Origin of the sequence: Camelimonas lactis (assembly GCF_004342915.1) — a bacterium.
In the GTDB taxonomy this organism is placed as follows: Bacteria; Pseudomonadota; Alphaproteobacteria; order Rhizobiales; family Beijerinckiaceae; genus Camelimonas; species Camelimonas lactis.
Map to the genome: position 1 here is coordinate 90,781 of NZ_SLWL01000010.1, position 20,004 is coordinate 110,784.

The following is a 20,004-nucleotide window of genomic DNA, read 5'->3' on the forward strand; positions in this document are numbered from 1 at the left end:
GGTCCGCCGCCCGCGGGGCCGGCGTTGCATCGCATAAATATGATCGAACGGACTTTAACTGTCCGATCGGTAACTTTAAGCTGCCTGAACGAAGCCGTGGCGATCCGCCAGGCGGGACGCCAACAGATCTGGGAGAGAGGCGCATGACCGGGCAGGCCGCATTGACGCGGGCGGATAACGACCAGTTCCAGCAACTGGCCGTCCGCGTGCAGGACATGATCCGGCGCGCCATGAACGCGGACGTGAGCATCAGTGATTTCGGCGTGATGGAGGATGGTCACGCCGGCCTGACCTACGGGTTTGACGTGCGCGACTCTGACGGCGCCATGCGCGGCGGCCATATCCTGAAAATGGCGCCGGCCGGCGTCACCCGGCGCGGCAACACCGACGTCTACCGCCAGTACCCGCTGCTCCAGGCTTTGAAAGCGGAGGGGCTTCTGGTTCCTGAGGTTCCGTGGGCTTCGGCGGGCGAGGATTTGCTGGGCGCGCCGTTCATCGTCATGGAAAAGCTGCCAGGCCGCGTCTTCGTCGTCTGGGAGCCGCACGCCTCGTTCGCGGATGACCCGGCGACGGCGCGCTCAGTCTGGCTGCAGACCGCGACGCTGCTGGCCAGCGTCCACCGGATCGACTGGCGCACGGCGCTGCCGGACTGGGAGGCGCCGCGCCTGCTGCTGGAGGAGATCGACCGCTGGAAATCGGTGCTGCGCCATGCGGACAATCCGGCCTGGGCGGCGGCCGGGCAGGCGCTCGACGCCGCCCTGCGCGCCAGCCTGCCGGACCCGGCGCCCATCGGCCTGGTGCACGGCGACTACCAGCCGGGCAACATCCTGTTCGACAACGGCCAGGCGACCGGCATTATCGACTGGGAGCTGGCCTCCATCGGCGCCCAGGGGCTCGATGTGGGCTGGATGCTGATGATGTCGGACGGGCGGGCCTGGGACGCGGGCTGGCAGCCGGTGGCGCCGGTTTCCGGCGAGGACATCGTCGCCGCCTACGCCGCGGCCGGGGGGCCGGCGCTGGCCAATCTGGCCTGGCATCAGGCGCTCGCCCAGTATCGCCTCGGCGCCATCGCCTGCCTCAATGTCAAGCTGCATCGCACCGGCAGGCGCCGCGATGACCTGTGGGAGCGCTTCGCCCCCTCCATCGCAACCCTGTTCGGCCATGGCCTTCGCCTTGCGGAAGGCGCGGCGAGGTGAGCCCTCCCGTTCGCGATCATGGGATCGCCCACGCATCCTGAACAAAAGCCCCGGCGTCGCCGCCGGGGCTCCCGATAGCAGGCTTTGAACGTCAGCCTCAGGCGACGTTGCGCTCGCGATTGTCCCAATAGGGCTTGCGCAGGTCGCGCTTCAGGATCTTGCCCGCGCCGGACATTGGCAGTTCCGTGCGGATTTCAACGCTGCGCGGGCATTTGTAGCCGGCGATCCGCGCCTTGCAGAAGGCAATGACGTCGTCCTGGGTGGTTTCGGCGCCTGGCTTCAGCACGATCACCGCGTGCACCGTCTCGCCCCAGTGCTCATGCGGAATGCCGATGACGGCGCATTGCAGCACGGCGGGGTGCTGGGCGACGGTATTCTCCACCTCGGTGGAATAGATGTTCTCGCCGCCGGAGATGATCATGTCCTTGATGCGGTCGACGACGAAGACGAAGCCGTCCGCATCCATGTAGCCGCCGTCGCCGGTGTGCATCCAGCCGTCGATCACCGCCTTGGCGGTTTCCTCGGGCCGCTGCCAGTAGCCCATCATCACCGTGTCGCCGCGCACGACGATCTCGCCGATCTCGCCGCGCGGCAGTTCCCTGTTGCTGTCATCGACGATGCGTACGTCAACGCCGAAGGTGGCGCGGCCGGCCGAGCGGTGGCGGCCGATGTCGCGCGCCGCGCCCACATGATTGGCGGCGGAATTGCAGGTGGCGATGGGCGACAGCTCGGTCATGCCGTAGAGTTGCACGAAGCCGGCGCCGGGCAGGCGCGCCGCCGCCCTGTCCAGCACCGCCTCACTGATCGGCGAGGCGCCATAGACGATGCGGCGCACGCTGGAGAGATCGAACCCGGCGATGGCCGGGCTGTCGACCAGCATCTGGATCATGGTGGGCACCAGCAGCATCTCGGTCGCCTTGTGGCGCTGGATGAGGTCAGCCAGACCCTCCGGGCTGAACGACTTCAGAATGACGTTGCAGCCGCCGCTGATCAGCAGCGAATACATGGCGGCGCCATTGGCCAGGTGGAACATCGGCGCGGCGTGGATATACACCGTGTCCGACGCGAACAGGCCCTCGGCCAGGGCGTTCATGGCGTTGGCCACCAGATTGCCGTGGCTGAGCATGACGCCCTTGGAGCGGCCAGTGGTGCCGCCGGTATAGAAAATGCCGGCCAGCGCATCGCGATCGCACATGGCGTCGTCCACCGCCGTGGCCCCGGCCAGCAGGGCTTCATAGCCCGGGATGTCGGCCGGGGCGGGCGCGTCGTCGGCCCAGACCAGCGCCACGCCGGGAACCTGCGCCGCCAGTTCGCGCGCCGGCTGCTCGAACGCCGCGTCGATGAACATGATCTTCGCGCCGCAATCCTCCAGCGCATCGCGGTTCTCGGCGACGCTCCAGCGGATATTGAGCGGCACGATCACCGCGCCAGCCCAGGCGGTGGCGAGGTAAAGCTCAAGGTAGCGGCTGCTGTTCAGCGACAGCACGGCGACGCGGTCGCCCCGCTGCACACCCTGTTGCTGCAACACGCCTGCGAGTCTTGCGACGCGATCGCCGACCTCGCCCCAGGTGAGGGACCGGTCGCCGTCGATGACGGCGGTCCCGTTGCGATTGACCTGAAGCGCCCGGCGCAGGCCGTGGGTGATGTTCATGGTGCCTTCTCCCTCTGGCGTCCCAAACTGTTTTTGCGGGCCGTTATTGTTGCTGGTCGCTGGCTGGCCGCAGGCCGCGACCTTGTCAGGCGGTGTTGGCGATGCCCTCCGTCAGGCGCAACGCCATTTCGTCGGCGATCTGCTCCGGCGAGCGGTCGCCGTCTGGCTGGATCCAGTGTCCGATCCAGTTCAGCGCGCCGGCGATGGCGAAGGCGGTGAGCTTGACGTCGCAGGGGCGGATCGAGCCATCGGCGATGCCCTCGCTGATGAAGGCGCGGAAACCGGCGTCGATCAGCCGCTTGCCGGCGCGCACCTCACGCCGCGCCTCGGGCGACAGCACCCGGTCGTCGATGCGCACCAGGCACTGGCCGAAGTCCTGGGCCATGGTCAGGGCGTGACCGCGGATCAGCCCGCGCAGGCGGAACAGGCCATCGCCGTCCTGCTCCCGCATCCGGGTCAGCGCGCCCTCGGACAGTTCCTGACCGAGGCTGTAACACTCGACGAGGATTTCTTCCTTGTTGGCGAAATAGTTATAGAGCGCCGGCTTGGTGATGTTCAGCCGCTCCGCCACCTCGTTCAGCGAGGTGCGGTCATATCCCTGCTCCAGGAACAGATGCACCGCGACGCGCAGCACAGCCTCGCGTTTGATGTCCCGGGCGCGACGCCGGTCCTCGAAAGGCTCCCATGGCGACGTGATGTCTGGGACTTTCCTGCTCTTGGACCTGGTCATGTCAAGCGCCCGTTTCCTCTCTGCTGAATGGCGGGTCGACCGGAGGCCGCCGGTGGCAGAGTCAATATATTACCATTCGGTCATGTCAAGACTTGGCGATAACGCGGCCGCCGGGATGGGCCATGCGATCTGCCGTCTGCCGCAGCGGCATATCTGGACTTCGTAACGGCATCCTTGCCATGTTTGCTCCAGCGCCAGTTTTCCTGGCCATCTGCCGCAAGGCAGGGCGTGGATGACGGCGGGCGCATGAAGTGGGGGCGCCGGCGCGGCGCCCCAGAAAGACTTGGGGGAGGGCTGACAATGAAACGGCTGTTGCAGATCATTCCTGCGGTTGTGCTCGGGCTTGGACTGGCCGCCGCCCCGGCTGACGCCCGGAACTATCCCTGCTCGAAGGGCAAGGGCGGCGTCTCGCATTGCAGGAACGGCAAATTCATCTGCAAGGATGGCTCCATCAGCCAGTCGAAGCGCACATGCAGCCGCTAGATCCGCTTTGGCCGCCAAATGCGTGCGCCAGGCAAAACGCCAACGCCAGGCAAAACGCAGCGCCAGGCAAAACGCAGCGCCAGGATAGAAACAGCAAACAGCCGACGGAGCACGGGAGCCGGGCCGGCCCGCCGGCCCGATCTGCCCGGACTGGCTACTGTCAAAGCGGGTCTGCCAGTTGCAAGGATCGCCTGCTGCGTCTGCGCTCCTGGCGTGGGAACGGAGGACGTCAGGTCGTTGACGCCTGAGCGACCAAGCCCCGCCTGCGCCGCTGGCTCGGGCCTGGATGGAAACAGGCCGGAAACGGAAGAGAGTTTGCCGGACGGCCCTGCCGGACTGGCTGCTTTCAAAGCGGGTCTGTCAGCCGCAAGGATGCCTCAACGTCGCTGGTGCAGGAGCGGGAGCGGGACAAAGGCGTCAGGTTGCTGACGCCGGGGGCCGGCCAGCCAGGCTCTGCCCTTGCCTCGCGCCAGGATGGGCCCGGCCCCCAAAGCACCGGCGCCGGGTCCATTCGCCGGGCCGGCTGCTGTCAGGCCAGCCTGCCATTTGTGGGGAGCGCGACAGCGGTGACGCCTGCGCCCGTGATGCAGGAACCGGTCGCCCGGTTATGGTTGCGCCACCGCTTTTGCCGATCATGAATGGTGATGGAGGAGCTAAGCTTTAAGGCGGGCCATGCTCTCAATCCTGAAGCGCCCTGCGCCGCCCGGCAAAACGGCCCCGCGCGCGACCCACCTGTTGATTTCATCCTCAATGTTTACGCCGAGTTTCAGCAAAACGGTCCCGCGCGCGCGACCCACCTGACCCCGCGCGAACCCCAAGCTGGCCCGTCACCCCCGCCAGGTTCGCGCCTCTGCCAAGCCCATGATTTACAATTCATTTCCAGCGCATAACCCGCGCAAGGGTCGCGTCCCGGATCCACCCCGGCGTTGTTCGCGCAACCGGAAACAATTGCAACCTGCGCCCAGCAGAATAGTACTGGAGCCGTCGTCCCCCACGCGGGGGCGTGGATCGAAACTTCTGGGCGCCGGTCCAGATCATGGCCGGCGCAAGTCGTCCCCCACGCGGGGGCGTGGATCGAAACTTTTTCGGGCGCTGCGCTAAGTGGCACAACTACGGTCGTCCCCCACGCGGGGGCGTGGATCGAAACGACAAGCTCAAGCGTCCCGGACTGCAAAAGACTTTGTCGTCCCCCACGCGGGGGCGTGGATCGAAACTCGTCGAAGATGTCGCGCAGGTCGCCGAATGCGATGGTCGTCCCCCACGCGGGGGCGTGGATCGAAACTATTAGAGTTATCTGTGCGTTGAGTTGAGATGCGGTCGTCCCCCACGCGGGGGCGTGGATCGAAACTTGGATATGATAGCTCTTCTTGACGCTAACAACGGTCGTCCCCCACGCGGGGGCGTGGATCGAAACTCCGCGAGAATTTCGGAGAGCGGCGGTGGTTGATTGTCGTCCCCCACGCGGGGGCGTGGATCGAAACCACTGCCAAACGAAACTGTTCGTGCATGCTGCCGCGTCGTCCCCCACGCGGGGGCGTGGATCGAAACAGGCAAGCCGGGAAGCGTGCTTGCACCCAGTCAGGGAGTCGTCCCCCACGCGGGGGCGTGGATCGAAACGCGCCCAGCGCGCCTGTCGATGATGTCGAGATGGTCGCCCCCCACGCGGGGGCGTGGATCGAAACATCCCTGAGGAGATGGTGTCGGGCGCGACGCGCAAGTCGCCCCCACGCGGGGGCGTGGATCGAAACGCGTAAGTTGCGGATCGCCCTGTGTCGCCGGGCAGGTCGCCCCCACGCGGGGGCGTGGATCGAAACACCCAGCCCCGGCCGTCAATCGCCGGGACGGCGCGTCGCCCCCCACGCGGGGGCGTGGATCGAAACAGCGGTGGCGCCGTGCCGTTAAGCCGTCCCGCCAGTCGCCCCCCACGCGGGGGCGTGGATCGAAACAGGTTCGGATTGAGCCCGCTTTCCATCGTGGCCTGGTCGCCCCCCACGCGGGGGCGTGGATCGAAACAGGAATCCCCGCCGTATCTGATCGCCTATCCGGTCGTCGCCCCCCACGCGGGGGCGTGGATCGAAACGGGCTCAAGCAGCCGGCCGAGGGCGCGAAACTCTGTCGCCCCCACGCGGGGGCGTGGATCGAAACCAGCATGGCCAGCCTGCGGCCGATCTCGCCGGTGGTCGCCCCCACGCGGGGGCGTGGATCGAAACGCCATGAACACGGACATGGACGCGGCGTCGGCGAAGTCGCCCCCACGCGGGGGCGTGGATCGAAACAGCCGGATTGGAAGCGTCATCAGCGCGATGCCATGTCGCCCCCACGCGGGGGCGTGGATCGAAACCTCCGCCGCGCCCCTGTTGATCTCGCGACGTGCGGTCGCCCCCTTGGGGTGTGGATCGAAACGAGCAACTTGCGCAGGCATTCGCGCGGGTCATCGGTCGCCCCCCACGCGGGGGGCGTGGCTCATCCTGGCGGCGATCCTCAGGTCATTTCGAGGCGGTCATGGTTCAGGCTGGATTCGGCGCAGTCTGGCTGCCCAGGCCAGGGCCAGGCCCGCCAGGGCAATCGGGATGAACGACAGCCAGAGCACCGTGTTCCAGCCATAGGTCGTCAGCAACCCACCGGAAAGAAATGAGCCAAACGCCATCGTGCCGAAGACCAGGAAGTCGTTGAGGGACTGGACCCGGGTTTTTTCTTCCGGGCGGTGGCATTCAAGCACAAGCGCCGAGGCGCCGACGAAACCGAAGTTCCAGCCAACGCCAAGCAGCACCAGGGTGAGCCAGAAGTGGCCGACGTCAACGCCCGTCAGGCCGGCGGCCGCGGCGGCCGCTATCAGCAGCATGCCGGCGGCGACAACCCGTGCGACGCCAAATCGCGTGATGAGCTGGCCGGTGAAAAAGCTTGGCCCATACATGGCGATGACGTGCCACTGCAGGCCCAGATTGGCGTCTGTCTGGGAGAGGCCGCACATCTGCATCGCCAGCGGCGCCGCCGTCATGAGAAAATTCATCAGCAGATAGGAAACAACCCCGCAAACGACGGCGACAATGAAGCGCGGTTGCCGGGCGATGACGGCGAGCGGCCGTCCGCCTGAAGCTTCCTCCGTGGTTGACGCCGGCAGCCGGACGCTGGACAGCAGAAGCGCTGACAGGGCCGCCACAAGCGCCTGCGCCAGGTAGGTGGCCGCGAACATGTAGGGCGCCCAGATATCCATCGTGTAGGTGACGAGTTGCGGGCCGATCACGCCGGCGAACACGCCCCCGGCCATGACGGTGGACAGGGCGCGCGGCCGACGCGCGGGCGGGGCGCAGTCGGCGGCCGCGAAGCGGAACGACAGCACGACAGCGGCGTAGCCGCCGCCCAGGAATGTGGCGACGCAAAACAGCCAGAACGATCCATAGGCCACCGCCAGCGCGGCGATGAGGCCGGCGAGGACGCCGCATCCCGTCCCCGTCAGGAACGCCGTGATGCGGCCGTGCCGGCGGGCAATGACGCCGGCCGGCAGGGTGCAGATCGCCATGCCCACGACGAAAATGGAAATTGGCAGCGTCGCCAGCAGCGGGCTGGGCGCCAGCGTATGGCCGACAATCGCGCCGGTCGCATAGACGACGATGGCGTTGGCCCCGGCCAGCGCCTGGGCGATCGCCAGCTTCAGAACATTGCTTCGCTCGAAGCGATATGGGGAGGCTTCCGGCAGATCGGCGAGGGGGCTGGTTTTCGCGTGTGTCATGGGATCCCGGACAATGACCAGTTAACAAGGGCCTCTCGTGGGCATCGCGACACGGGGAGGCGCTGGCCGCATGGGGCGTTGCGCGATAATAGCCGCTGACGGCGGTGACTGTATTTCGACGGGGCGTCATTCTATATCGGGAATCCGCCAACAAGGAACGTCCATGTCCTGGGAGACAATAGCGCCACCGCCAGAAGCGCTGCCGCCGGACCCGATAACGGTTCGTGCCCAGACCATCCCGCCCCGTCATTATTTTCCCGAGCATTCCCACCTCTGGCATCAGCTGGTCTATGCGATAGACGGCGTGCTCGCGGTGCATGCGGAGGAGCGATCGTTTGTGATTTCGCCGGAGCAGGCGGTCTGGCTGCCGGCCGGCGTTGTGCACCGGGTTGGTTCGCTTCAAGGCGCCGAGTTCCGCAGCCTGTGGATTGCCGGGCGCGCTGGCGCCGATCTGCCGGCGGCGCCCGTGCTTTTTGGCGTATCGCCGTTGCTGCGGGCGCTGATTGTCGAGGCGGCGGCCATCGCCGCCCATGCGGATGAAGACGGTTACGTGGGCAGGGTGGCGCGGCTGATTCTCGACCAGCTGCGCCGCGCCACGCCGCTGCTGACCGCGCTGCCCTGGCCGCGCAGCAGGGCGTTGGGCGCACTGTGCGAGGTCCTGCACGCCAACCCCGCCGACGCCCGCTCCCCCGAAGCGTGGGGAAAAATGTTGGGTATGTCGTCGCGGACGCTGGCCCGCCGTTTCGAGACGGAACTCGGCATGAGCCTGCGCGCCTGGCGGCGACGCCTGCGCCTGTTCAGGTCGATCGAGCTGATGGGCGGCGGCTTGACGGTGACCCGCACCGCAATGGCGCTTGGATACAGCTCCACATCCGCGTTCGTCCATGCCTTTCGCATGGAGATGGGAAGCAGCCCCCAGTCATACATGTCCCGGCGCGGCATGGAAGCGTAGCGATGCCCCCCAATGCGGCTGGCTTTCCAGGCGGGCGCCGTCCACATGCCTGAAGGCAACGGCGTTCCACCGGCTGCTGTGCTGGGGGGCGTGCGCAGCAGCAGGGGATGTCATGCGCGGGGCGACGCACTCCCGGATGTCGACCACGATGATTTACAATCGTGGCGGCGTGGAGCAGTCGTCCCAGGTGGCGGAACCGCGGCGGGCGAGGAGAAACGCCTCAAGAGCGAAGCCGTCACAAGGGTGGTAATAACGCCTATTTTCTGGAAGATGAATTGACCGCAACCACTTGAAAAGTAAGTGGTGCCCAGGGACGGACCGGGCATCTGACGAAAAAAAATCAATAAAATCAATGGCTCTGTGCCCCGATCTTCCTCAGCTTTGTACCACCATGTTGGACCATCTGTCGACCGACAGGCTCCACAGTTTGGTTCCGCTTTTGGGAACCGCATCATTGCCGCTGAGCCGCGCGCCCTCCGATTTGCTGGCGCTGACTTCCCAATTCCGGTATTTCGCTATGAGTTCCTTGACTCAAGATAGAGTGTGGCAATAGCCTGTTATTGGGTGCGCGCGAGGGGACGTTTCAGTTGAGTGCTGCGTTTGACGAAGTCATCCTAGCTTTAGGCGATCCAGACACTGCAGAAAGTGGCGGCGCTCATAATCAGAAGGGAATCGAGTTTCAGAAGAATTGGGCGATCGTGAAAATGTTCGCTTTGAAGGAAGAGTCTGCTATCGATTTCCTTTTCCTGTTTGAGGCTATCCAAGACGTCGCGATACTAGATTCGACCTCAGATCCTACCAGAATAGAAGTATTTCAAATCAAAAAGAAAGATCGCATGGAATGGACGTGGTCGGCGCTTACTAATCTGCATACCCCCGACGATCCTTCCAAAAAGTCGACGGGCAAGGCCAAGAAGACGAAGCCGCTGGATGGAGTAGCCGATAGCCCACTCGGAAAGCTTGCTGCCTCACTCGCCAGTTTCAAGACCTTGGAACATACGGGGAATTTTATTTCCAACGCAGGATGCAATCTTGCGCTAGCTTCTGGCGGCAACGTAGCAACATCCCTCCCGAGTGCGCTATGCGAGCTACCCGCGCACTTTACTGATCTGCTTCAGGCCGCGCTCGACACTGTGTACAAGCGTGGCGGCGTGAAAGCTGACTTGTCGAAGATTAAGCTCGAAAAGGTCGATGTGCCTGTGGATGACGCGCAGACCTATACGATAGGCATTGTACACAAATACCTAGACAGGGTGAGTCCCTTGCACGCTGGACAGGCTCGGGCTTTCGTCGAGAGCTTGCTGGCTAAGTTGGGCCCGCTTGGAGCGAAGACGGCTAAGGCCAGAACAATAGAGGAAATGAGCGCGCGGCACGGCTATAGCTTGGAGCAGCTGAACGCTGCCTTGGGGGACCTCCAGCGGACCCCCGACATGGATTTCCATCTTAAGCAATGGCTTGACCGCCTTTCGAAGGAAAGGCTTGTATTCTGGGAGATTTCGCAGATACGCGCGGCAGCCGCCGCCATATTAAGCCGGAAGCTATTCGGGGGGTCTTTGCCTGCCGACGACGCGATCTCAGCGTGCTGCGATGAGTGGCTAGCAGTTAACAAACTTGAACCAAATCTCATGCCCTTTTTCGAAAGGGGGACTACGCATCTACGCGCGCGATTTCCCACGGCCAAGAAGGCCGAACTTCAAGCTCATTTTTTGTTGAAAGCGATCGAGCAATGCGTAGACCAGAGCTAGCGCGCCTCGTCAGGAGCCTGCGGACAAAGTCATATGAAAAACTTCAAATTCAAAAGTATATGGTTGCTCTCAGAAAGCGAGCAGCGGGCGAGGGAGGAGAGCTTCAGCCCGAAAAAGACGTTGCTGGTGGGGATGAATCACACCGGAAAATCGAGCCTAGTTAAGTCGCTTTTCACTGCACTCGGAGCGATTCCCACCGGCGAACTCGATCGATGGAGCAAAGACGCGGCGATTCTGGTCGAGTTTTCCATTGATGAGACAGGTTATTATGTTGTCCAGCAACGCAATCACCGTGGACTTTTCGACGCCGCCGGAAATCTGTGTTTCGCTTCCGCTAATGCGACCGACTGGGGCCGTAGATTTGCTGACCTCATTGGGTTCAACTTGGTTCTTGCCGACCAGCAATCAAATTCTGTGAGAGGAGATGCAAGAGCGTTCTTCCTACCCTTTTACATAAATCAGGATGGAAGTTGGCTCGCAAATTGGTCGACGTTTACTGCATTGCAGCAGTACAGGAAGCCGGTCGACTCCGTGCTTGAGTATTTCACAGGCGTCAAGCCGCCGGTGTATTATGAACTCAATTCGCAGAAGTTGGCCCGACAGAAAGAACTCGCCGAACTCAGAGGCGAAGAGAATGTCATCAAAAGCATTAGGGATCGGTTCTGCAAGATCGTGCCTGTTGATGGCCCAAAAACGATGCCGGACATCTTCAAGCAGGACATCGCACGGCTGACAGAAGAGATCACGGCGCTGAACGTAGAGCAGGAGAAGCTCAGGTATACCCTCGTACGGGAAAAGGAAGCTGCCGAAAGCCTTGACCTGCAAGTCCAAATGGCAGAGCAGGCTTTGGCTCATTATGACAGTGATGCCGTGTTTCTGCAAAGAGAGCCGCACGAGGTGCTGGTCTGCCCTATCTGTCATGCCGAGCATGACAAGAGCTTTCTGGACATTTTGCGCTATTCCGAGGATGCCCGTGTTCTTCGAAGTCTCGCTGTTCAATTAAAATCTGATTCTCGAAAAGCGGTTGAGATTTTGCAGAGTTCGAAGGGTCGTCTAAGGTTACTTGACGACAACTACAGCCGGATTTCGGCCATTCTTGAGACGCGACGGGGCGATCTGCGGTTGGACGATGTTGTTCGAGCCATGGGTGCCGAATCTGCGTTTACTGCCTTCGATGCCGAACTGGGTGAACTCGAAGCAAAGATAAATCCCTTGGTGACGGCGATCGATAGGTTAATGGCACAGCTTGACGAACTGGCCAGCCCAAAAAGGTCCAAGAATATCCTCTCTATTTTCCGGGCCTCTTATGCCACCGCATTGCATGCGCTTAATATGCCACCTGTTGAAACCAAGAAAATGAGGCTTAACAGTCGACCAAAGATTTCCGGGAGCGGCGGGCCAAGATCCATATTAGCGTACTATGCTGCCCTTTGGTTTACTTCTCGAAGTGAATACGGTTCGTTTTACATGCCTGTGGTCATAGATTCTCCGCAGCAGCAAGGGCAAGACACCGCGAACTTACCGATCATGATCGAGTACATCGCCAAGAAATTGCCAGATGATATGCAGATCATACTAGCCTCGGAAACGACGACGACGTCGAGTTTCGATAAGGTTATCCAACTCGATGAGGCCTATCATCTTCTCAAGGTAGATCAATACGACCATATCTACCGGTTCATGCGCCCATTCATTGATGCCATGTACGAAAATTTGCTCGGTAGTGAAGACCCAGACGATGAGACTCTAGAGTCGTAGCAGCCGTTTCGCTCCGGCGCCCTTCTCAAGGGGGAGCGGCTTTCCAGAGGTTCTCAGGAATGTTTTGGACCGTTGCCATGGACTGCCTTGCCTCAGGGTCAGAGGTGAGAGGCAATCCCGGAGTGGTCCCCCACGGCGCAAACCGCAGGGGACCCGCGTCTTAGGTCAGAGACGAACCCAGAGGGTCAGGCGATACCAGCGCTTGGCCCTCTTTTTTGTCCATGCCAGCCGTCGAAGGCCTCGATTGGCTAGCCGCTGTCTTCAACAAGGTCGCCATTGGGGCCAGGTTCAGTTGGACGGGGTCCGGTCCCATAGTCAGGCCGGCTTTTTCAAACGCTTGATGCTGTTCCCGGCCTGTGCCTGCCCCGAGGCCCAGCGACATAGCTGGTCCACGGTCTCGTTCTCTTGGACACCACTGTGCCCTCGGACCCACTCAAGGCGAACCCCTGGCCGCACGTCCAGCGCCGCCCAGAGTTCCTTAACCAGGTCATCGTTCGCCACGGGCTCCCGCTTGGAGGTCTTCATCCCGTTCTTTTCCCACTTGGCTCTCCAGGTGGTCGCTGCCCCAATGACATATTGGTTGTCGGAATAGACCGTGCCCGGCTCGTCGCCCTCGGGTATCTCCTTGATTGCCTTGAGAAGTCCGAACATCTCGGCGCGGCTGTTGGTCCGGGTCTCGCTGCCGCTGTTCCCAAGGACCGTGTAGCTCGTACCGTCCGGTCGCCTGACCAGGATTGCCCAGCCTGAGGGGCCGGGATTGCCAAGGCTGGATTGCGCCGCAAAGAGTTGGCTGCGTTAGGATTGGACGAAGGCGATCTCTGGTGATTTTGACCCAGGGGCTCCTCAGGAGACCGGTAGGGCTCACCATGTTCAGGGAGAGGGGCTGAGGCCTTATCGTTCTTAGTTAACCCCCCCGGTCCCCCAGCAGGCAGGAGGTGGCCCTGTGAGCGTTGATCGGGCCTATGATTATTGATCCTTATTCCTGATTTCCCTTCACAGCAGCGCGGAGAAGGATGCAGACATGGGAGCATGGCCATAGGGCATGAGCTACCTGGCGCTGTGATGCTGTAGGGGGCTCTACAGCTTGGCTGGTCTTGGATGGCTAATCCATCCCTGGCACAAGGTTCCACGGCCACTCACGGCCTTCTCCAGGTCACCACAGGACACCGCCCAGTGGCTTATGGTGCCAGTGGGGGTCTTCCTGATTGCACAGGTCGCCGCTGCCGTGCTGTTGTCGATCCCTTGGGGTAACCAAAGGGGCACACGATGAAGACTATTGCGCTGGCAACCTTGGGCCTGCTGGCCTTTACCGGGGCAGCTTCCGCCGCCTGCGACAGGTACGGCAACTGCTACAGTGGTGGGATCGGCTACAATGCCCGCACCGGGTCCCAGTGGAACTCCCACAGTTCCGGGTCCACCACCTACGGAACCGATAGTCGCGGCGACTCGTGGTCGTACAGCCGCGCTCGTGTCGTGGCGTCCACATGGAGCGCCTTCCGCCTGAGCAGGGTGTCGACCATGGCCCCGTTCCATTCTTCCAGCTTTCCCGCTTGGCGGAACTCCTGGTCGATCCTCAGAACATGGTCCCAGGTCGATGGGCTGCCGGGCTCGCCAGCAAATTGCGCGACCATCTCCGCATAGACGGTGCCAGCCAGAGCAACTATTTCACGATTGTTGAGCGTCAGGGCCGGGGAGCGCAAAGCCGCCCAGTGCGCTTCCACCTCGGCGGCGACAGCGGAGTGAGCTTCGCGGGCCTTGGCTGGGTCTTTGGTGCGGAGTGAGCGGCGCTCTTCACGCTTCCCCACGAGGGCTTGAAGGTCCTTTGGGACCACCCTGCGGAACCAGTACATGCCTGTCTTGGGATGTTTGAAAGGACGAGCCATCGAAAGGACCATTTGGACCACCCGGTTGTACCACTCGGGAGTCCTCAAGTCACTGATTTAGATGATTTCTTTGGTCCTTCAACCCCTTAGGGAAGTGGTGGTGCCCAGGGACGGAATCGAACCGCCGACACTGCGATTTTCAGTCGCATGCTCTACCAACTGAGCTACCTGGGCAACCGGTCCGCGGAGTGTTCGTCCGCGTTGGTGAGGCGCTTATAGGCGGGGGCGGTCCGGGTGTCCAGTGGGGCTGGGGTCGGAAACCACCACGCTATCCACAGAATGTCGTGCGTCTGCTGCGCTGCTGCGACATGGAAAACACGCCAGATTCCGTCTTTTGTCGGATGGACAGGTTCTAAGCCGTTCAGTTTCTTGACTTGTCGCCGCCTCGCCGGTAGCCGTCCACGCAGGTGGGCGGCAGTCGCAGGCCATGTGGACGGTCGCCTGGATCGGGCGCGCGCCGCAGGACCAAGGTGGCGCGCGTTCGCGGCGCAATCCGCGCCTGGCGCCGCGAAAATGTGGTTGCGATCGCGGGTATGCCTGTCCGGGCCGCCCGGTCGCGGGCAGGTTTCCGGTCCGGGCCGGATTGGGGCGTTCTTCACCCGGTGCGGTTGCCGCGTCGCGTGGAGGGGTGCGATGAAGTGGGGATCAGGGCCGGCCCGGCCAGTGCGGGCCGGAGCTCCCTGACGGGGCAAGGCTGAGGCCAGGGGTAAAGCATGAAGAAGGCATTCCGGATTGCGGCGTTCACCGCCGCTGTGACCATCAGCGTCAGCGCGCTTGGGCTCATTGCGTCGGGCAGCGTCGCCCGCGCCGCCGACCCGGTGCGCATTGGCGTCACCGTGTCCAGCACGGGCCCGGCGGCTTCCCTCGGCATCCCTGAGGCCAACGCCGTGGCGTTGCTGGCGAAGGAAGTGGCGGGTCATCCGGTGGAATACATCGTGCTGGACGACAGCACCGACACCACCAAGGGCGTCGCCAACATGCGCAAGTTCATCTCCGAGGAGAAGGTGGACGCGGTGGTGGGCTCGTCAGTGACGCCGGTCACCCTGGCCATGGTCGAGGTCGGGGCCGAGAACAAGGTGCCGGTCGTGTCGCTGGCCGCCAACGCCAAGATCGTCGAGCCGGTTGACGAGAAGCGCAAGTGGGCCTTCAAGACCCCGCAGAACGACCGTCTGATGGCGAAGGGCATCGCTGACCACATGGCCGCAAATGGCGTGAAGTCGGTGGGCTTCATCGGCTTCACCGACGCCTACGGCGAGGGCTGGCTGGAAGAAATCAAGCCGGCGCTGGAAGCCAAGGGCATCAGGCTGGTGGCCGTGGAGCGCTACAACCGCCCCGACACCTCGGTGACCGGCCAGGCGCTGAAGCTGATGGCGGCGAAGCCCGACGCCATCATGATCGCCGGCGCCGGCACCCCGGCGGCGCTGCCCGCCCGCACCCTGAAGGAGCGCGGCTTCAAGGGACCGATCTACCAGACCCACGGCGCCGCCAATAACGACTTCCTCCGCGTTGGCGGCAAGGATGTGGAAGGCTCGGTGCTGCCCGCCGGCCCGGTGCTGGTGGCCGACCAGCTGCCGGACAACCACCCGTCGAAGAAGATCGCCCAGAAGTTCATCAGCGACTATGAGGCCAAATACGGCAAGGGCTCGGTGTCAACCTTCGGCGCCCACATGTATGACGCCGGCCTGCTGCTGCAGGCGGCGATTCCGGCGGCCCTGAAGGTGGCGAAGCCTGGCACGCCGGAGTTCCGCGCCGCCCTGCGCGACGCCATCGAGAACGCGAAGGATGTGGTCTACACCCAGGGCGTCGTCAACATGACGCCCACCGACCACGTCGGTCAGGACGATCGCGCCCGCGTCATGGTGCAGATCAAGGACGGCGCCTGGAAGCTGCTGCCCGCCAGCAAGTAAGGCGCTGGCGCGAAACCGGCGGCGATATCGCCGCCGGCGGGCCCGGCAGGCGGGCCCCGGCGCGGCCGGGGCCTGATCGCGCTGAAGCGCCCGCCCGCCAGGGCATGGCGGCGTTTTCCCCTCGGGCCGCTCCGCCTGAGGGGAAAATGCTTTTGCCTGGCGTCACATGAAAGAGATCGAGCGCAGGACCCGGCCGGGCTTTGCGCTTCCCGCCGAGGTCCTGGTCCCCGCGACCTTCGGCCCCACAAGGAACGCGACGTGGACCTGTCGATTTTCCTGATCCTGCTTCAGGACGGCGTCATCAATGGCGCCATTTACGCCCTGCTGGGGCTTTCGCTCGTGCTGGTGTTCACGGTCACCCGCGTCATCTTCATTCCCCAGGGCGAGTTCGTCAGCTTCGGGGCCCTGACCCTGGCGCTGCTGGAACGCGGCCAGACGCCGGCGACCATCTGGCTGCTGCTGGCGCTCGGCGTCGTTTCGGCCGTGGCGCAGGTGTGGCAGGGTAGGCGCACGCTGTCAGCCCGCCGCGTGCTGGCCATCGCCGGCACGGATCTGGCGCTGCCTGCCGCCGTCGCCGCGGTCACCATGCTGCTGGCGCCCATGAAGCCGCCGGTCGTCGTGCAGATCGCCCTGACGCTGGCCATCATCACCCCGATGGGCCCTTACATCTACCGCATGGCGTTCCAGCCGCTGGCTGAAGCCTCCACCCTGGTGCTGCTCATCGCCGCCATCGGCGTGCACCTGGCGCTCACCGGCCTCGGCCTGGTGTTTTTTGGCGCCGAGGGCTCGCGCACCGAGCCGTTCTCCAGCGCCATGTTCGAAATCGGCTCGCTGCTGGTTTCCGGCCAGTCCCTGTGGATCATGGGCGTGACGGCGGCGCTGGTCGCCGCGCTGGGGGCCTTCTTCGAGCTGACGCTCACCGGCAAGGCCCTGCGCGCCACGGCGGTCAACCGCCTCGGCGCGCGCCTGGTCGGCATCGCCCCGTCCATGTCGTCGACCATCGCTTTCACGCTGGCCGGCTTCATCGGCGCCCTGTCGGGCGTGCTCGTCTCGCCGCTGACCACGATCTATTACGACACCGGCTTCCTTATTGGCCTCAAGGGCTTCGTCGCCGCCATCATCGCTGGCCTCGCCAGCTACCCCATCGCCGGGGCGGCGGCGATTCTCGTCGGCGTGGTCGAGGCGCTGGCCTCGTTCTGGGCGTCGTCGTTCAAGGAAGTGATCGTCTTCCTGATCATCATCCCGGTCCTGTTGTGGCGCACCTGGGGCGCGCCGGTCGTCGAGGAGGATGACCATTGAGCACGCCGGCTTCCACCGACAACGCCGCCGGTAGCGTTTCTGGCGCTGGCGTTGAAACCGCCCCGCGCGGGCGCGGCGCCCGCCTTGTCGCGCCGCTGGCCGCTCTTGCGGTCTCAGCGCTCATTCCGCTGGTCCCGGGCCTGCCGCAGTTCTGGATCACCCTGCTCAATTACATCGGCCTTTACGCCCTTGTGGCGATCGGCCTTGTGGTGCTGACCGGCGTTGGCGGCATGACCTCGTTCGGCCAGGCCATGTTCGTCGGCGCCGGCGCCTACACCACCGCCATCCTCACCACCCGTTATGGCGTCAATCCGTGGCTGGCCCTGCCGGCGGCGCTGGCGGTCACTGGCGTCTTCGCGTGGGGGGTGGGGGCGGTGACCCTGCGCCTCTCCGGCCATTACCTGCCGCTGGCGACCATCGCCTGGAACATCAGCTTCTTCTACATCGTCGGCAATCTGGACCTGTTCGCCAAATTCGACGGCATTTCCGGCATTCCGCCGATCGCCATCGGCGGCTTCGCCTTCAGCGACGGGCCGTCGCTGTATTATCTGATCTGGGGCGCGGTGGCGCTGGCGGTGATCGCCACGCTGAACCTGCTGGACTCGCGCGTTGGCCGCGCCATCCGGGCGCTGCGCGGCGGCGTGGTGGCGGCCGAGTCCTTCGGCGTCGACACCGGCCGGGCCCGCATTCTCGCCTTCGTCTACGCCGCGCTGCTCGCCGGCCTGTCCGGCTGGCTCTACGCCCATCTGCAACGGGCGGTGAACCCGTCGCCCTTCGGCCTCAACGCCAGCATCGAATACCTGCTGATGGCGGTGGTCGGCGGCGCCGGCTCCGTCTGGGGCGCGATTCTTGGCGCTGGCCTCGTCACCATCATTCGTGACCAGTTGCAGGACTGGCTGCCGTGGCTGATCGGGGCGCGGGGCAATTTTGAGGCGATCGCCTTTGGCGTCATCCTCGTGCTGCTGCTGCAAAACGCCCGCGACGGCCTGTGGCCGCACGTGCTGCGCCTGTGCAAGGCCCGCCCGGCGACCCGCTGCCACCACGCGGAAGCCGGCGAACTGGCGCCGCGCGCCCGTTCAGCCGGCGAGCAGCGCGCCGATGCGCCGGTGCTGGCCGTCAGAGATTTGCGCAAGCAGTTCGGCGGCCTGGTGGCGGTCAACGACCTGTCGTTCGCGGTAGGGCGTCGCGAGATCGTCGGCCTCATTGGCCCCAACGGCGCCGGCAAATCCACCACTTTCGATCTGGTCACCGGCGTCACGCCGCCTACCTCCGGCGACATCCGCTATTTTGGTGAGGAAGCGACCGGCGAGCGCGCCCGGGTCATCGCCCGGCGCGGCGTGGCGCGCACGTTCCAGCATGTGCGCCTGGCCGCTGGCATGAGCGTCATCGAGAACGTCGCCCTGGGCGCGCATCTGCGCGGCCATGCCGGGGCGGTGGGGGCGGTCCTGCGTCTCGACCGCGCCGAGGAAGCCCGCATCTTCGCCGAGGCGCACCGGCAGCTAGGCCGCGTCGGCCTCGCCGATCTGGCTGATCGTCCCGCCGTCAGCCTCGCCCTTGGCCAGCAGCGCATCGTCGAGATCGCCCGCGCCCTGTGCCTCGACCCGTCGATGCTGTTGCTCGACGAGCCGGCGGCCGGCCTGCGACACCGTGAGAAGAAGCAGCTGGCGGCGCTGTTGCGCCAGTTGCGCGACGAGGGCCTGTCGATCCTGCTGGTTGAGCACGACATGGACTTCGTCATGGGCCTGACCGACCGGCTGGTGGTGATGGAGTTCGGCTCCCGCCTGGCCGAGGGAACGCCGGAAGAGATCCGCAACAACCCCGCCGTGCTCGAGGCATATCTGGGAGGCGTGGCGTGAGCGCGTTGCTTCAGCTGGAAAAGCTTTCCGTGGCCTATCACGGCGTTGACGCCGTGCGCGGCGTATCCCTGTCGGCGCCGCGCGGCGCCATTGTCTCGGTGATCGGCGCCAACGGCGCCGGCAAATCCACCATGCTCAACGCCGCCATGGGCATCCTGCCGGCGCGCGGCCAGATCATGTTCGACGGCGCGCCCATCCACGGGCTGTCGGTGGAGGAGCGCTTCGCCCGGGGCATCGCGCTGGTGGCGGAAAAGCGCGAACTGTTCGCGACCTTGCCGGTGGAGGACAATCTGGCCCTCGGCCGTTTCCGCTTCCGCCGCGAGGGCCGGGCGGCGGCCCATGCGGCGCTGGAGGAGGTCTATGATCTGTTTCCGCGCCTGCGTGAGCGGCGGCGGCAACTGGCCGGCACGCTTTCCGGCGGCGAGCGGCAGATGCTGGCCATGGGGCGCGCCCTCATGGGCAAGCCGCGCCTGCTGATGCTCGATGAGCCAAGCCTCGGCCTCGCGCCGCTGATCGTGCGCGAGATTTTCCGCATCGTGGTGTCGTTGCGCGAGCGCGGCGTCTCCATCCTGCTGGTGGAGCAGAACGCGCGCGCCGCGCTGCAAATCTCCGACTACGGCTATGTGCTGGAAAACGGCCGCGTCTCGCTGGAAGGCCCCAGCGCCGCCCTGCAGGAGGACGCCCGCGTCGCCGCCACCTATCTCGGCTTCGGCGCCCAAGAGGATGGGGATGAGGATGAGAATGGGGAGGGGGACGACGACGACGGGGAGGCGTGAGCGCGCGCCCCAATGCGTCATGCCTGCGCGCGTCGCGG

At 64.4% G+C, this 20,004-nt stretch carries 13 protein-coding genes, 1 tRNA gene and 1 pseudogene; 9 read left to right on the forward strand and 6 right to left on the reverse strand.

The window, feature by feature from the left end; all coding sequences use genetic code 11:
• Positions 1-143: 143 nt before the first annotated feature.
• Positions 144-1,196 carry a phosphotransferase family protein gene (locus EV666_RS12050; protein ID WP_132008117.1) on the forward strand — a complete coding sequence of 351 codons (1,053 nt, stop codon included), beginning with the start codon at positions 144-146 and terminating at the stop codon, positions 1,194-1,196.
• 97 nt (positions 1,197-1,293) lie between these two features.
• Here EV666_RS12050 and EV666_RS12055 read toward each other — a convergent pair whose 3' ends face one another.
• Both EV666_RS12055 and EV666_RS12060 read right to left on the reverse strand, forming a co-directional pair.
• Positions 1,294-2,847 (reverse strand): acyl-CoA synthetase, encoded by a 1,554-nt coding sequence (locus tag EV666_RS12055; protein ID WP_132008120.1) that lies wholly within the window; start codon positions 2,845-2,847, stop codon positions 1,294-1,296.
• An 85-nt stretch (positions 2,848-2,932) separates the two neighbouring features.
• Positions 2,933-3,577 (reverse strand): TetR/AcrR family transcriptional regulator, encoded by a 645-nt coding sequence (locus tag EV666_RS12060; RefSeq protein ID WP_132008123.1) that lies wholly within the window; start codon positions 3,575-3,577, stop codon positions 2,933-2,935.
• A gap of 300 nt (positions 3,578-3,877) precedes the next feature.
• Between EV666_RS12060 and EV666_RS12065 the strand changes: the two genes are divergently transcribed.
• Positions 3,878-4,060: a YdcA family protein gene (locus tag EV666_RS12065; RefSeq protein ID WP_132008126.1), complete on the forward strand. Its 183-nt coding sequence runs from the start codon at positions 3,878-3,880 to the stop codon at positions 4,058-4,060.
• A gap of 2,500 nt (positions 4,061-6,560) precedes the next feature.
• On the opposite strand, the gene EV666_RS12070 is transcribed toward EV666_RS12065, so the two are convergent.
• A complete protein-coding gene (locus tag EV666_RS12070) occupies positions 6,561-7,790 on the reverse strand; it encodes an MFS transporter (RefSeq protein ID WP_132008129.1) in 1,230 nt (409 codons plus the stop codon).
• A gap of 163 nt (positions 7,791-7,953) precedes the next feature.
• Between EV666_RS12070 and EV666_RS12075 the strand changes: the two genes are divergently transcribed.
• From EV666_RS12075 to EV666_RS12090, 3 genes are all read left to right on the forward strand, one after another.
• A complete protein-coding gene (locus EV666_RS12075) occupies positions 7,954-8,742 on the forward strand; it encodes an AraC family transcriptional regulator (RefSeq protein ID WP_132008132.1) in 789 nt (262 codons plus the stop codon).
• Between the two features lie 587 nt (positions 8,743-9,329).
• Positions 9,330-10,487 (forward strand): dsDNA nuclease domain-containing protein, encoded by a 1,158-nt coding sequence (locus EV666_RS12085; RefSeq protein WP_165909998.1) that lies wholly within the window; start codon positions 9,330-9,332, stop codon positions 10,485-10,487.
• A 33-nt stretch (positions 10,488-10,520) separates the two neighbouring features.
• A complete protein-coding gene (locus EV666_RS12090; protein WP_132008141.1) occupies positions 10,521-12,245 on the forward strand; it encodes a hypothetical protein in 1,725 nt (574 codons plus the stop codon).
• 315 nt (positions 12,246-12,560) lie between these two features.
• On the opposite strand, the pseudogene EV666_RS12095 reads toward EV666_RS12090, so the two are convergent.
• From EV666_RS12095 to EV666_RS12105, 3 genes and pseudogenes are all read right to left on the reverse strand, one after another.
• Positions 12,561-13,016, reverse strand: a pseudogene (locus EV666_RS12095) (ribonuclease H family protein); the annotation flags it as partial.
• Between the two features lie 650 nt (positions 13,017-13,666).
• Entirely contained in the window at positions 13,667-14,140 is a 474-nt protein-coding gene (locus EV666_RS12100) for a DUF6538 domain-containing protein (protein ID WP_165909999.1), read from the reverse strand.
• A gap of 86 nt (positions 14,141-14,226) precedes the next feature.
• Positions 14,227-14,302, reverse strand: a tRNA-Phe gene (locus EV666_RS12105).
• Between the two features lie 539 nt (positions 14,303-14,841).
• Between EV666_RS12105 and EV666_RS12110 the strand changes: the two genes are divergently transcribed.
• From EV666_RS12110 to EV666_RS12125, 4 genes are all read left to right on the forward strand, one after another.
• Positions 14,842-16,035, forward strand: a complete 1,194-nt coding sequence (locus EV666_RS12110) for an ABC transporter substrate-binding protein (protein WP_132008150.1) — start codon at positions 14,842-14,844, stop codon at positions 16,033-16,035.
• 258 nt (positions 16,036-16,293) lie between these two features.
• On the forward strand, positions 16,294-17,334 hold the full coding sequence (locus EV666_RS12115) for a branched-chain amino acid ABC transporter permease (RefSeq protein ID WP_132008153.1): 1,041 nt from the start codon (positions 16,294-16,296) through the stop codon (positions 17,332-17,334).
• Between the two features lie 95 nt (positions 17,335-17,429).
• Positions 17,430-19,190, forward strand: a complete 1,761-nt coding sequence (locus EV666_RS12120; RefSeq protein WP_207906407.1) for a branched-chain amino acid ABC transporter ATP-binding protein/permease — start codon at positions 17,430-17,432, stop codon at positions 19,188-19,190.
• Complete coding sequence (locus EV666_RS12125) at positions 19,187-19,966, forward strand: ABC transporter ATP-binding protein (protein ID WP_132008159.1); 780 nt, start codon at positions 19,187-19,189, stop codon at positions 19,964-19,966. Before EV666_RS12120 ends, EV666_RS12125 begins: the two co-directional genes overlap by 4 nt.
• Positions 19,967-20,004: the final 38 nt, after the last annotated feature.